The sequence below is a fragment of the Paenibacillus sp. NPDC058367 genome (genome assembly GCF_042723305.1).
Taxonomy (GTDB): Bacteria; Bacillota; Bacilli; order Paenibacillales; family Paenibacillaceae; genus Paenibacillus_AQ.
In genome coordinates this window covers 266,838-281,837 of record NZ_JBHXIZ010000001.1, presented here as the reverse complement: position 1 = coordinate 281,837, position 15,000 = coordinate 266,838, and the positions used below count along the sequence as shown (strand labels likewise).

The window sequence follows — 15,000 nt, the reverse complement described above, 5'->3', positions numbered from 1 at the left end:
AAAGGAATGGAAAAGAAGACAGAACAGTATGATGTCGTCATTATCGGTGGCGGGGCTGCTGGTTTAACAGCGGGAATCTATTGTGGACGTGCAAAATTAAAGACTCTCCTCTTGGAAAAATCACTGGTAGGTGGTCTTGCCACTTATACTAATGAAATAGAAAATTATCCTGGTTTTCCTGAAGGATCGACCGGTACAGACCTTATGGGACTATTTCATAAACAAGCTAAGAAATTTGGTGTGGATTTTAAAATGACAGATGTAAAATCTGTTTCGGTAGCGGAAGATATTAAGGTAGTGGAGACCTTTCGGGTTCGTTATAAGTGCAAGGTCATTATTATAGCCAGTGGGGGAAAACCAAGAATTACCGGGGCAGCAAATGAAGATATGTTCTTATATGATAAAGGAATTTCCTTCTGTGCAACCTGTGACGCTGCAGCAAATACGGGAAAGACGGTTATGGTTGTTGGCAGTGGTGATGCAGCTATTGAAGAAGGAATGTTTCTGACCAAGTTTGCAGATAAAGTAATCGTTTCTGTTATGCATGATCATGGGAAAATGGATTGTAATGAAATTGCTAAAACGCAAGCACTGGAAAACCCTAAGATGGAATTCATGTGGAATACGGTGGTAAGTTCTTTCGAAGGTGAAGAACGCTTAAATTCTGTCGTCCTGAAAAATTTAAAATCTAATGAACTGCAAAACATAAAGGTTGATTCATGTTTCTTATTTATTGGATATACCCCGAACACAGAAATTTTATCAGGTGTAGTTGAGTTGAATCGAAATGGATATGTCCTAGTCAATGAAAAAATGGAAACAAATATACCTGGTGTGTTCGCAGCAGGCGATGTATGTGATAAGTTCCTTAAGCAAGTGGCTACAGCTGTTGGCGATGGTGCCATTGCAGGGTATGGTGCAGAGAAGTATATCTCTGAATGTGAGACCTATGAGCATCAAATTCTAAATCAAGGAAAACCATCCGTTGTTTATTTATGGAATGCAACTGATCCTTCTTGTCGGGAGCTATTACCACTCATTGAGGCGTTTGAACAATCCCATACTGAGATCAGGGTCACAAAGGTAGATGTATATAAGTCACCCGGACTTGCTGCCAAGCTGGGAATAGATTCAGTACCTTCCATAGTTTATCTAAATGATGGAAAGATCCAAAGGGTAATTACAGATAAGATAAGTGATAACATATTGAATGCTCTAACGAATTGATGGAAAAGCCCTATGCAGATATCTCTGAATAGGGCTTTTTTTAATTATGCTTTTATTAATTGGACGAGCTATTTCAAGAAAGTGTCAAAGTATCAATAATAGTTGTTTTGTCATATACCTTTGAAAGCGCTTAGATATTAAGATTAATTCATAAGATAGCAAATCAACGGAGGGAGAGTAGAGGAGAACCAAGGCTGCAAAAAGAGAGAAAGCCATGAAAGATGCTTTATTTATAAGAATCTAGGTTTAGGAGGACTTACATATGGCGAACGCAAGCGTCGCACCAGACAAGACATCAAGACCGAATCTCGGCAAGCATCGGACCAGCGGGATAAGACGCTTTTTTAAGCAAATAGATCTGCAGCTTATGGTATTGCCAGCACTTGTTTTAGTTTTTATTTTTGCCTATATCCCCATGTACGGTATTCTAATCGCTTTTCAAGATTACAAGTTAGGTAATAGTTTTATTAGCAGTGATTGGGTTGGATTAAAGCACTTTATTTACTTCTTTAATGCTCCTGAATTTGAAGTGGTTATGAAAAATACAATCATAATCAGCTTACTGAAGTTCTGTTTTGGATTTCCTGCACCGATTATTTTGGCGTTAATGCTGAACGAAGTTCGTAAGATGTTCTTTAAACGGGTTATTCAGACCGTTACATACTTGCCTCACTTCTTATCTTGGGTGGTTATCGGCTCGATGGTTACCTCGATGCTATCCGTAGATAATGGCAGTATAAATATGCTGCTTGAGAAATTGAGATTTATCGATGAACCGATTAACTTCCTGTCTATGACCGAATATTTCTGGGGCATTTTAGTTACAACCAATGTGTGGAAGGAAATTGGATTTGCCTCAATCGTTTACTTAGCTGCCATTGCTGGTATTGATCCGCACTTATACGAAGCTGCTTCGATGGATGGTGCGAGTCGCTTTAAACAGATATATTTGATTACGTTGCCTTCCATTATGCCAGTTGTGATCATCTTTATGATTTTGGCGATCGGTAATCTGGTGAATGCAGGATTTGAAGATATTTTGATCCTTGCTTCCAATCCGGCTCTACGAGAGGTATCAGATTCAGTTGATGTATATGTTGTACGTGTCGGTATAGATAACTTCAGGTACTCCTATGCGACTGCTATCGGATTGTTCAAGGCCGTTATCAGTGTGACATTACTTACCTTTGCAAATTTCATTGCCAGAAGAGCGGGAAACAGCTTGTGGTAATGAATTACTCAATATAGGGGGACTGAATTATGAAACGTACTAACATAGGAGACCGATTGTTTATTGGATTCATATATGTATTCTTGACCTTACTGGCATTCTCCGCGTTTTATCCATTTTGGAATTCACTTGTGATTTCTTTTAATGAGGGGATGGATACTTCCAAAGGCGGAATTACTTTCTGGGTCCGTGAGTTCACGCTTGAGAATTATAAGATCGTATTTGAAGATTCTCGTTTAATGGGTGGATTCGTCATTGCAACATTGCGGACGGTAATTGGTACAGTAACAGCGATATTGGCCACTTCGATATTTGCTTATGGGATGTCGAAGCGCGAACTAATGGGTCGCAAATACTACATGATTATGTGTATCATTACAATGTATTTCGGTGGGGGACTCATTCCGTCATACATGCTTATCAGAAGTTTAGGCCTCTTCAACTCATTTTGGGTGTTTATTATTCCTGCACTTGTCAGCGTATGGAATATGATCATATTCCGGACCTTCTTCCAAGGTCTTCCGCAAGGTTTAGAGGAGTCAGCAAAAATTGATGGCTGCGGATACTGGGGAACTTTTCTCCGAATCGTACTTCCCTTGTCAGGGCCTGTCATCGCAACATTATCATTGTTCACAGCAGTCAATCACTGGAATGAGTGGTTCGTAGCGAGTATTTACATTACGAAAGAGGAGTTAATGCCGATTCAGACCATCTTGAGACAGATATTGTTCTCTAATATTGCTTCAGAACAGCTGTCTAATGTAGATGCAAGTTCCATTGCTCATATTAACTCAGCCAAGAAAATAACGTCGAAGTCATTAACGATGGCTACGATCATGGTTGCAACCATTCCGATTGTATGTGTATACCCATTCCTACAAAGATTTTTCGTTAAAGGTGTCTTGGTCGGATCATTGAAAGAGTAGGATGATAGAATGAGATGGGGTTTAGAGCATATTGCTTTGAACATAGATTACAAATTGAAAGGGGAAAATACATTGAAGACTAAGAGAAAGATGCTTCTCGGAACGTTGTCTACCTTGCTATTGTCGACTGTGGTGGCGGGTTGTGGTGGCAACAATTCAAGCGCTCCAGCTGCAACTGCTGAACCAGTGAAAGAAGGAGGAACAGCGGTTAACACAGCAACTGAAGCTCCAGCGGCTGATTTGTATGAGTTAGGGAAAGAACCGCTTGAAGTATCATTCTACGGAAACTACGGCTGGTATCAAATGCCGAAATGGGGCAAAGATGCTGCTTCTAAATGGATTTTAGATAATTTGAAAATCAATGTCACTGGAATTAGCTCTGGTGGTAATAATGCTCAGAAGCTGCAAACGATGATCGTTGGTAATGAGCTACCGGATATTGTATGGACTGAGAAAGGTGCTGACGTAGAGCGTCTTCGTCAAGCAGATATGCTAGTTCCTTTGGATGAATACATTGATAAATATCCAAACTTTAAAAAGTACTTAACAGCTGGACATTTGGAATTGCTTCGTTCTCCTGATGGTAAAATCTATCAGCTGCCGAATTATTATACAACACAGCCAAACGGTAATGCCGGATATGCGATCAATAAGAAAATTTACAAAGAACTCGGTTCTCCTAAGCTAGAGACTACGGATGATTTGTATGCTTACTTAAATGCTGTTAAAGCGAAGTTCCCAGATGTTATTCCGTTTGAGACTGGCTTAGCGAAAGATGGTAACGGTATTGACCAGTTGTTCTCCTCTTTTAAAGAGAATAACCTTTCGTATACTAGAATATATGCTGTACCTGATGGCGACAAAATGGCTTCCATTTACAAAGATGAAGGGTTCCGTGAGTCCGTTGTCTTTGGTGCTAAATTAATGCGTGAGAAGCTTATGACACAGGATGCGAATACCCAAACAGAAGACCAAATCAGAGAGAAAGCGATGAACGGCAAGTTCGCTGTGATTGCGACATTCGATCCGATGAAGTTGCTCGCTACTGCTGATGAAGAGATGAAGAAGAAAAATCCGGAAGATGGTTATATGTTTATTAAACCAATCTACAAACCGGGCTTAGATCAAAGTAAAATCACTCCGGGAACGTACAATCAGTTAGGCTGGAACGTGGCTACAATCACTAAAAACGCTAAAAATCCAGAAGCTGTATTCGCAATGCTTGATTGGATGACAGGTGCAGAAGGTTCTATGGTTCTGAACTGGGGCCCTCCAGGACCAGACGCTTACTGGGATGGCTTTGAAGCAGATGGACTTACTCCTAAATTTAATAAAGATAAATATCTAAATGAGCCAGAAGCATTGTCTGAAATCAGCGGTAAGGCTGGTGACTTGGTTTGGGTAGGAAACACGGTTTTCTTGGATAATACGAAGAAAATGATGTTGCAAACCCTTCCAGCTGATAAGATCGACTTTAGTAACCGTTGGCAGATGGAAGTAACGTGGGCTTCACAAGGCGACTTTACGGAGTTCCTAAACTGGGATCCGGCTCCAGACAGTGAAGAAGGTATTATCAGACAAAGCGTTAGAGATATCTGGCTAACTGCTAGAGCGAAATCAATGTATGCGAAGACCGATGCAGAAGCATTAGCCATTCTTGACAAAGCACATGATGATTCCATGAAGGTTGGTTATGAGAAATTCCTTGATTATGTTACAAAAGTATGGACAGAAAACAAGAAAGCTTTAGGAAAATAATAATTAGTAATACGAAGGTTTGCTACTAGGCAAGCCTTCGTTTTTACGTTGTATTCCGATGACTCATTGTTTATAGGCTGGTAGACAAATTTATGAATGGTATACTGGGAAAGAGTAATGGTAGAATTTACAGGGACAGATTTATGCATTTCAAAGGGGGACTTGTTGATGTACAACGTATTATTAGTAGACGATGAGATGCTGGATCTAGAAGGTATGAGACAATTTATTCCTTGGAATGAGCTTGGTATGGAAGTTGTAGAGGCAGCAAATAACGCGTTTACCGCGTGCGATATTTTAGATCAGCATGTTATTGATATTATCGTAAGCGATGTGAATATGCCGAATATGTCGGGCCTTGAGCTGGCTCGAATTGCTATAGAGAAAAAAAAGGATATACGCGTGATATTTGTAAGCGGTTACCAAGATTTTAGCTATGTTAAGCAAGCACTGTCACTAAAGGCGTATAGCTACGTCCTTAAGCCAATGGATGATAGCGAACTCATTGCTGCACTTCAGAAAGTAAGGCAGGATTTAGACGATGAACGTAAACGACGTGATGTTGAAGAAGCCTATCAGCATATGATTCCAATGGCCAAAAATGATTTGTTGATACGCTTATTCGAAGGGGAATGGGAAGGGGAAGAGGGTAGCCAGGCCGGAATGTTGTCGCTTGTGAAGTCATACGGTCTGGATAAGCTGAATTGGCCTGTTCGTGTAGCTGTCTTGGAGCTTGACTACTTCAACTGGCTTCAAGGACAGGATAATCTATCTAAACATCAAATGGCTAAGGACTTCCTTTATGAAGTGAATAGAATAGGTCAGAAGCACGGAATGCCACATTGCTACAAGGTATCGTCCTATCGGATTGCATTATTGATTAACGAGCAGGAAATGGAAAAGTTCACTGAGGATATTTACGCCTCGATTCGTGCGAAGTTTCCAGTCACAATGACTGTAGGTGTAGGCAAACCAACATTTTCTATGGAACAGATTCATATCTCCTATCGACAAGCTATGGAAGCTGTGGACGGAAAAATGTTTATTGGCAAAGGCAATCTTATAATGTATGAGACCGTTAGCAGTGAACCAGGGATGATCGATGCTCGTATGTTAGATACCCGTATGGATACGCTGTTTAAAGCGGTGAAAGAGTATGAGCTAGTTCTTATTTATGATGAGATCGACAAGTTATTCCGCTCTGTAAGTAGTTTGAGATCCAAATTCACTATTCATAATCTGGCAATGTATATCATTTGGAAGCTGGATCAGCAGTTAAAGGATGTTAGTGAGGATTTATTTGAAATTTTAGGTATGGAGATACATAGTTTAGATGTTTTACACCAATTCGATACGATCAGTGATATTCGCTCGTGGCTCGTACTCAAAACGTTTGAGATCTCTGAGTACCTGCGTAGTAAATCAGATTCAGTGAACCATAAATTGATTAGAGAAATCATCCAAACGATGCAGGACAGAATGAGCGATAACTTTACGCTTAAAGATATTGCGCAGCAGTTCTCTTTCTCCCCTAACTATTTGGGCTATCTATTCAAAGAGGAAACTGGGAAAACGTTCAGTGAAGTACTTACACAGCTTCGAATGGATCAAGCAGGCAAGCTTTTAAAAGATCCGACCTGCAAAATCTATGAAATCGCTAGCAAGGTAGGCTATCGGTATCTCCCTTATTTCAGCAGACAGTTCAAAGAGGCTTATGGTATGACACCTATGGAGTATCGTAAGCGCGACAAGTGATGGGGGATGATGTTCTATGAAATTACGAAGAAGACATAAGTATGTGCCGATTGGGTATAAGTTAATGCTGACGTATATGTTTTTTATAATTATTCCTATATCCTTGATAGGGTTCGTCTCTCATTCCATGTATAATGATTCATTACGCGAACATATCAATACGAATATTAAAGGAACGTTATTGCAGATACGTGACAATATTGATTATAAAATGGACGAAGTTACTCGAATATCAACGCAATTATACAGTGATTTTGATTTTTATCGGAATCTTCGGAGCTATGAGGAAGGCTGGGAAAATTACGATCGGATGTCTAAGAAGGTGCTGCCAAAACTTGACGTAGCTATTCAATCTACTGGTGTGAAGATAGGGATGTCGCTATTCTTAAAGAATGAATCGATCCCTGAGATCTATTCGAATTCACTTGAGGGCTATTTGGATAATAGTAGCTTTTATCATCTCTACCACATGAAACGGATTGAAGGTAAGTCCTGGTATTATGATTTTCCAACTGAAAAATACGCTGAAACTATGAAATGGTGGCAGATCGAGAGTGATGTAGAGAATAATCGCATCTCGTTGCTCCGTAGACTAATTGATACATACGAGCCTCTTAAGCCTAAAGAGATAGGATTCCTGCGGATTAATGTAAGGATTCCAGATCTATTTGACAGTGTCAATTATACGAAGATAGGAAAAGGAAGTAATTTAATTATAAAGAATGAGTTTGGAAGAACGATGTATCAATCGGGTGAACTACCGGAGAACTATACTAATGAAGCCGAGCTAAATAAGGATTACCTGACGATTAAAGAAACGATTATGGTTGCTAACCAAGCATGGCAATTAATCGCGCTTGTTCCGATTACAATCCTTGAAAAGGATGCAATGAAGGTACGTTTGTTTATTATTTTAATGTGTCTCATATGCTGTGTGGTTTTTAGCTTTGTAGGTATATTTATATCCCGTTATTTTTCGATTCGTATTAATAAGTTCGTATATGTGCTTAATGCCTATCGGGAAGGTGATCTTCACAAGCGTATTAAATATCGAGGGAAGGATGAATTCTCTCAGATAGCAACCGCACTGAATGATATGGGTGAGAATATTGATATGTTGATTAAAGAGGTATATCTGACGCAGCTCCAGAAGAAGGAAGCGGAGCTTGAAATCCTACAATCGCAAATCAACCCACATTTTCTGTACAATACTTTGTCGTCTATTATTCAATTAGCCAAATTTGGTCAAAATGAGAAGCTGCAGAAGATGGTGATGGAATTAGCGAAGTTTTACCGCTTAACGCTTAATGAGGGCCGTACGATGATCCCGGTTCCAACTGAAATTGAGCAAGCAAACGCCTATTTAGAAATCCAGAAAATTAAATACGGTGACCGCTTAGAGGTTCTGTTTGATTTTGATACTGAGATCTGGCCTTATGAGACCATTAAACTGATTCTACAACCCTTTATCGAGAACGTCCTGAAGCATGCTTGGTGCGGCGATCACATTCATTTACGGATTGTAGGACGTAAGGAAGGCGATAATATTCTCTTCCGTATTATTGACGATGGTATTGGCATCAGACAAGAGCGTATTGATCAAATTTTCGATTCGAAGGGACACACAAATACAGGTTATGGCGTCCGTAATGTGGATCAACGGATTAAGCTGCAATATGGACCTGAGTATGGCGTAAGTATTTTTAGTCGTGTGGGAATTGGAACATCAGTTCAGATCCTGATTCCTGCCAAAAAAAGAAAGTAAGCGGTATTGCAGTGATGATGTAGAGAAGGGGTCATTAAGCTAGTTATCGCTAGCTTAATGACCCCTTTGATTGTTCAAGTGATCGTTAGAAACCTTTGTATTGAGGTTCTTCTGACTCTAATTCGGTTACCCGATTTTCAACCTGTGTAACGATTTGTTGCGTTTGCTCAGCTGCATTTGTAAATAAAGTTTTTGCACTTTCGTTTTGTGTTTCAAGTGCAAATTGCTCCAAGCTCGCTTGAGCACCTTTTAAAGAAGATAAACATGTTTTAACTTGTGAGGCTACTGTCATTAGGTTTCTCTCCTCTGTTTTAAGTTTCTAGCATGACGTTTCCTATTGTCCTCAACCGTTACTTTAGTTATGCAGGAAAAAAATAGAAGTTTTACACGTTAACCGATTTCCATAAATAAGTAGTCTAATTCAGGATTGAATGGACCTTTTTTGACAAATAATGAGTGTTAATAAACAAGTGTTGATTTAAAAAGGAGGAAAATTGTGATGCCGGAGTGGTTGGAGGTTGTAGTACGAACACTCTTTGCTGTGGTTGTGCTTTTCTTTTTAACTAAATTACTGGGGAAGAGACAAGTATCGCAGCTTTCGTTCTTCGAGTATATTACGGGGATAACCGTCGGCAGCTTAGCCGCCTATATTTCTTTGGATACGGATAAGTATTGGCATTTAGGACTCATTGCACTGATTGTATGGGTCGCTTGTTCTTTAGGAATTGAATGGCTTCAGATGAAGAGTAAAAAAGCAAGAGACTTCATTGACTTTAAGTCCACCGTTCTTATAAAAGACGGGAAAATACTTGAAGATCATATGAAAAAGGAACGTTTAACAACAGATGAATTATTGGAAGAGCTACGTAAAAAGGATGTATTCAATATATCTGAAGTGGAATTTGCGATTATGGAGTCTGATGGAGCGATTAATGTTCTGCTTAAGAAGGAGTATCTCCCTCTATCGGCAAAAGACCTGGGTGTGAAGGTTGCCCCACAGAAAGAGTCACAAGCCGTCATTATGGATGGGAAAGTATTAGATAAACCGTTAGATACCTTAAATCTGACTCGCAGCTGGCTTGATGGAGCGCTAGAGAAAATGGGGCTAACCGTCGAGAATGTATTTCTCGCTCAAGTTGATTCTTATGGAGAGCTGACAGTCGATTTGTATGCCGACAACTTTAAAGTTCCACAGCCACAAGATAAACCACAATTATATGCTTTGCTAAAAAAATGTGAAGCGGATCTGGAAATGTTCAGTCTGTCGACAGAAAATGAAAAAGCTAAAAAAATGTACGAACAATGCTCAGAGCAATTGCAAGCATCTTTGAAAGTACTAAAGCCTTTAATCCAAAGTTGATGTTCTACAAAGCTCATACCCAAAAGCAAGAAAGAACCGATTTTTCCATCGGTTCTTTTTTTCGTATACAGCTGAATGGAGTACGAAGTATAAACCTCGTAAACAATTGGCAAACTAAGCCAGATTCGCAAGTCACAACCAAGGAGGTATACAGCCTATGTCAGGAATTCTAGAAACCATTAAAGATCAACTAGAGGGATGCAGTGATGCGGTGTATCAGTCCATTTCTGTTCATGGGCACACATGTCTTTTGATCTATATCCCTTCCATCATCGATTCTAAGACACTTCATGAAAGTATTGCTTTACCGCTAAAAACAGAAGCAGAAGCAAAGCTCGAATGGGCGAATTTTTTAGAACGGTTAGATCAAGGAATTGTTTTTCCTATCCAATATCTCAAGGCATTTGACTTACAGAAGATCGTAGATATGATCGTTGCTGGAAAAGTAGTGCTTTATATAGAGGATCTTCCTTATGTTTATTATTTTGAAATTACCCAATATCAAAAAAGATCAGTGACCGAATCACAAAACGAACTTGTTGTGATTGGTCCCCAAGAGGCTTTCATTGAAGATATTGAAACGAATCTCTCTTTGATTCGACATAAAATTAAACATCCGGATCTAAAAACCATTCATTATTCGATTGGTAAATATACAAAAACTGATGTGTATGTGGTCTACATTGAAGGACTTTACAAAAAAGAAGTTCTTGAAGAGATAAAACAGAAACTAAATGAAATAGATATCGACGGGATACTAGGGATTAGTTATATATCAGAATATTTAAGGGATGGTAACCTCACGCCATTTCCGTTATTTCAATATACAGAACGTCCTGATTCGGTGGCTGCTTCTTTAATGGAAGGCCGAATCGGAATCTTACAAGATGGCACACCTACTGCAATGCTCGCTCCAACATCTTTTTTCACCATGCTGCAATCCTCTGAGGATTATTACCAAAGCTTTTATGCAGCAAGCTGGATTCGTGTTGTTAGATTTCTGTTCTCAATCATATCCATGATTCTTCCATCACTTTATGTAGCGATTACAACCTTTCATCCTCAAATCATTCCACCAAACCTGTTAATTACAATTGCTTCTGCGAGAGAGAACATTCCTTTCTCAGCGCTTACCGAGGCTTTAATTATGGAGCTTACCTTTGAAGCGCTTAGAGAAGCCGGGACTAGAATTCCGAAACCTGTAGGACAGACGGTTTCAATTATTGGGGGTATCGTTATTGGTCAGGCTGCGGTCCAAGCAGGAATTGTATCTGCTCCAATGGTTATTGTTGTTTCTATTACTGGAATTGCCACCTACATCATTCCTCATTATGAGCTAGGTCTGACTTTCCGACTACTTCGTTTCCCGTTACTCGTTATGGGTGGAACAATGGGGCTGCTCGGGGTATATATTACAGCTTTTTTGATTTACGGTCATTTAGCTAATTTAAGACCGTTAGGTGCTCCATATTTGCAACCCGTTGCCCCACTTGTGTTACGGGACTGGAAGGATACATTAACTCGTTTTCCCTCGAACTTTATGACGAAACGCAGCAATCTCTATACTGATAGGAATAAAAGGAGACAGAAAGAGAAATGAGAATCCTGAAGATAGGAGTTATTGTAATCCTGCTCCTAATTATAACAGGTTGTTGGTCGTCGAAGGTTGAGTTGGATGAACTAACATTTGTATATGGAATGTTTATCGATGAAGGCAAAGAACCAAATACTGTTGAAATTACGATTAACTCACCCTTGCCCAATCGTCTTAACGCAGCTGGACAACCTTCAAATGGCGGTGGAGGAGACGGTAATACTTATTCTACCGTCTCTAAGACCGCAGAAACGATTGCAGATGCCATGCTGTTAATTCAAAAAGACTTAACACGTCAGCTTAGTCTTGCTCAATTAAAAGTAATTGTCTTAGGGAAGACCTTTGCTGAACAAGGAATCAGCGAACTACTATTATGGATTGAAAGAGAACCCAGTCTTCCTCTGGGTGCTTTTGTTATGGCTAGTCCGGGAAGTGCAAAAGAGATGAATACTTTAACACCTATTTACGAGCAAATACCCTCGGATGTACTAAGGAACTTTGGATCAGAGAGATATTTGTTTTCTACTACGATTAAGGATTGCCTGTATGCAGAGGCATCCGGTGTTGGATTTGCTATAAACAATCTTTCATTTGGTAAAAAAGAAGAAACATCTAAAGATGGAAAACCGGAATTCTGGGCAGGAATCCAAGGGGCAATGCTGTTTCAAAAAGATAAGATGAAAGGAGTTCTTAAGCTTAAAGAGGGAAGGGCATTAGCTTGGGCGGCAGGCAGTCTTAAGCTGGCAGTTTACTCCGTCGATTGGGATGAGGGAAAAAGCGCCGCAAGTGTTGTATTTGTAAGCACAAAATCATCAAAGAAGTTAAATAAAACGGATAAGGGTCCTGTGTTCACAGTGAATTTAAAGGGGAAAGCTAGTGTAATTTATTTAAGGGATCCTAAGAATAGGGATGCAGAGGAACTCGGCCAAATTATCATTGCGAAGCTTAAAGAGAAAGTCTCTGATAATCTTAACGAAGCTATTCGTAATACCCAAAAAGCAGGTGCCGATGTTCTGCAACTCGGATTGTTACTGGAATGGAACGATCCAAAGCAATGGAAGCAGCTTAGAGAGCGGTGGGATAATTATTATGCTCAAGAGGCTGATATTAAAGTGAAGACAGATTTTAGCATTGTGGATTTTGGAACAGCAAAATAAGACGTTTAGAGGGAGAAGTTATGCAAACATCGAAATGGCAGCTGTTCCGTTTTTTTATTATTTTCTTCAGCTCCCAAACCACTATTTTTTTGATTCCGACTCTAATTGCTACTTCATCCTATCAAGGCTGGATTGGTTTAATAGTGGGATCTTTATTAGGGTTAATATTATTGTGGTTTACTTTTCACGTCGGTATGCTGCGGCCAAATCAAGCGTGGGTTAGCTTTGGAAAAGATATCATAGGTAAATGGCCACACAAGTTCATGCTTCTTATGCTTTTATGCTGGTGTGTTTATTATGCATCCTTTGATATTGAGAACTTTGTGCTATTCTTTGGTTCTAATTATTTGAGGGGAACTCCACCTCTGTTTATTCAATGTGTGATTGGGCTAGTGATTATGTATACTGCAAGTTTAGGCTTTACAACGATTGCGTATATGGCGGATGGACTTTTTCTTATTTTTTTCATCACGATGATCATTTTATTTAATTTATTTCTCCCAAATGCGGACTTCAATATGCTGCCAGCCTTCATTCATTATCATGATCCCGGGATTGCCCTGAAGGACTCTATTGTAGTCATGTCATGGTTTGGGGAATGGATTGTCCTCTTGTTTGTTGTGCCCGATCTGAAGCTTGAAGCGAAGATGCTGAAAAGATTAGTTCTTACGGGGATATTTGTCTTAGTAACTGTCTTAATTGGTTGGTCACTGACGATGATGAGTTTTGGTCCACATTTGGGTCAGGAACTGCAATATCCTTTCCTTGAATTGGTGCGCAGCGCCAAACAAGATAATCTGCTAGGTAATTCGGATCCGCTCTTAATTGGAATATGGTCGTCTTCTATGTTCATTCACAGCTCTTTTCTTATCTATGTAGCCTCTAGATGTGTATCCGGCTTGTTTAATACAAAAGCTAGAAAAATGTACATTCCCTTTTTAACAATAGCTTCAATAACGATAGCTTTTTTATATTCACGACACATAGGCAGTTATTATAAACACTATAATAGTTATGCTATTGTTGTCATTTGGCTAATCGTTGAAAGCATACCGATCTATTATGCCATCACGGCTTTCTTTCGATATCGGTATAAAACTGCGAAGTAAATGAAAACAGGAGGGGAAATTTAGGTTCTGCCTTTTTAATAGGCAGGGCCTTTTCTTGTGAATTATATATTGGGTACACTTTCTGTTATGATTAAAGGACTTATTACAATAATTTCCTCAGATTGGATGGTGTATTTACATGAATCTTCAAGAAGTTACTGAACTCATCAAATCTATTAGAACCAATCTAGCTAAAGTCATTGTAGGTAAAGAAGATGGAGTAGACCTGCTATTAACCGCATTACTTGCCAATGGTCATGTTCTACTGGAGGATGTTCCGGGTACAGGTAAAACCTTGTTAGCCAAAGTCCTTGCAAAGTCTTTAGATTGTACATTTAAACGTATTCAATTTACACCAGACTTGCTGCCTTCTGATTTAAGCGGCATTAATTTTTATAATCAAAAGTCAGGTGAATTTCAGTTTAGACCAGGTCCAGTATTTGCGAATATTTTGTTGGCTGATGAAATTAACCGTGCAACACCAAGAACTCAATCCAGTCTGCTGGAATGTATGGAGGAGCGGCAAATCACGATCGATGGTGTGACTCATGGCCTAGAAGCACCTTTTCTCGTTATTGCTACTCAGAATCCGATTGATAACCAAGGCACTTTTCCGTTGCCTGAAGCTCAATTAGATAGATTTCTAATGCGGATTACTACGGGGTATCCTTCATTTGACGAGGGGATTCATATTTTGCAGCGTTTCCGTGAGAATAATCCACTTGAAGAGACTTTTGCTGTGGCTGCCGCTCAAGATATACAAGCTGCGCAGCGTTTGGCTGCTTCCGTGAGTATAAGTGATGATTTGCTAGCCTATATCGTTCGGATTACGGAAGCTACTCGCAAATCTGCGGCAGTAAAACTAGGGGCGAGTCCACGTGCGAGTGGAGCATTGCTCAGATCATCTCAAGGATATGCTCTAATCCAAGGCAGATCTTTCGTTACACCAGATGATATTAAAGCCGTAGCTATTCCGGTGCTTGCCCATCGTCTACTTCTTCATCGTGGATTGGGTTCAAAAGAGGGACAGGCCGCGGAAATTGTGTTACAAGTGCTTCGTGAGGTAGAGGTGCCGACAGAACTCGTTGCATCCTTAAGAGGCGGAAAGGTGGAATGAG

At 39.7% G+C, this 15,000-nt stretch carries 12 protein-coding genes; 11 read left to right on the top strand and 1 reads right to left on the bottom strand.

The features are described 5' to 3' along the window. Nucleotides 1-6: 6 nt before the first annotated feature. The 6 genes from ACFWMP_RS01170 to ACFWMP_RS01145 all read left to right on the top strand — a co-directional run bounded on the left by ACFWMP_RS01170 (nt 7) and on the right by ACFWMP_RS01145 (nt 8,662). The gene (locus ACFWMP_RS01170) at nt 7-1,227 is read left to right on the top strand and encodes an FAD-dependent oxidoreductase (protein ID WP_379421720.1); all 1,221 of its coding nucleotides are present in this window, start codon (nt 7-9) and stop codon (nt 1,225-1,227) included. A gap of 262 nt (nt 1,228-1,489) precedes the next feature. Beyond that, nucleotides 1,490-2,458: an ABC transporter permease gene (locus tag ACFWMP_RS01165; protein WP_042127372.1), complete on the top strand. Its 969-nt coding sequence runs from the start codon at nt 1,490-1,492 to the stop codon at nt 2,456-2,458. A 29-nt stretch (nt 2,459-2,487) separates the two neighbouring features. Then, nucleotides 2,488-3,384 (top strand): carbohydrate ABC transporter permease, encoded by an 897-nt coding sequence (locus tag ACFWMP_RS01160; protein ID WP_042127373.1) that lies wholly within the window; start codon nt 2,488-2,490, stop codon nt 3,382-3,384. 72 nt (nt 3,385-3,456) lie between these two features. Then, a complete protein-coding gene (locus ACFWMP_RS01155; RefSeq protein ID WP_052404491.1) occupies nt 3,457-5,142 on the top strand; it encodes an extracellular solute-binding protein in 1,686 nt (561 codons plus the stop codon). 168 nt (nt 5,143-5,310) lie between these two features. Beyond that, nucleotides 5,311-6,897, top strand: coding sequence for a response regulator transcription factor (locus tag ACFWMP_RS01150; RefSeq protein ID WP_042187852.1), 1,587 nt, complete (start codon nt 5,311-5,313; stop codon nt 6,895-6,897). A 16-nt stretch (nt 6,898-6,913) separates the two neighbouring features. Then, nucleotides 6,914-8,662, top strand: a complete 1,749-nt coding sequence (locus ACFWMP_RS01145; RefSeq protein WP_339803505.1) for a sensor histidine kinase — start codon at nt 6,914-6,916, stop codon at nt 8,660-8,662. A gap of 85 nt (nt 8,663-8,747) precedes the next feature. Here ACFWMP_RS01145 and ACFWMP_RS01140 read toward each other — a convergent pair whose 3' ends face one another. Beyond that, on the bottom strand, nt 8,748-8,954 hold the full coding sequence (locus ACFWMP_RS01140) for a DUF1657 domain-containing protein (protein WP_036678243.1): 207 nt from the start codon (nt 8,952-8,954) through the stop codon (nt 8,748-8,750). A gap of 207 nt (nt 8,955-9,161) precedes the next feature. On the opposite strand from ACFWMP_RS01140, the gene ACFWMP_RS01135 reads away from it, so the two are divergent. The 5 genes from ACFWMP_RS01135 to ACFWMP_RS01115 all read left to right on the top strand — a co-directional run bounded on the left by ACFWMP_RS01135 (nt 9,162) and on the right by ACFWMP_RS01115 (nt 14,999). Then, nucleotides 9,162-10,022, top strand: a complete 861-nt coding sequence (locus tag ACFWMP_RS01135; RefSeq protein WP_042187856.1) for a DUF421 domain-containing protein — start codon at nt 9,162-9,164, stop codon at nt 10,020-10,022. 157 nt (nt 10,023-10,179) lie between these two features. Next, nucleotides 10,180-11,622: a spore germination protein gene (locus ACFWMP_RS01130; protein WP_379421719.1), complete on the top strand. Its 1,443-nt coding sequence runs from the start codon at nt 10,180-10,182 to the stop codon at nt 11,620-11,622. Continuing rightward, nucleotides 11,619-12,773, top strand: coding sequence for a Ger(x)C family spore germination protein (locus ACFWMP_RS01125; protein ID WP_379421718.1), 1,155 nt, complete (start codon nt 11,619-11,621; stop codon nt 12,771-12,773). Before ACFWMP_RS01130 ends, ACFWMP_RS01125 begins: the two co-directional genes overlap by 4 nt. 20 nt (nt 12,774-12,793) lie before the next feature. After that, nucleotides 12,794-13,882, top strand: coding sequence for a GerAB/ArcD/ProY family transporter (locus ACFWMP_RS01120; protein WP_339247842.1), 1,089 nt, complete (start codon nt 12,794-12,796; stop codon nt 13,880-13,882). Between the two features lie 139 nt (nt 13,883-14,021). Beyond that, nucleotides 14,022-14,999 carry an AAA family ATPase gene (locus ACFWMP_RS01115; RefSeq protein WP_379421717.1) on the top strand — a complete coding sequence of 326 codons (978 nt, stop codon included), beginning with the start codon at nt 14,022-14,024 and terminating at the stop codon, nt 14,997-14,999. Nucleotide 15,000: the final 1 nt, after the last annotated feature.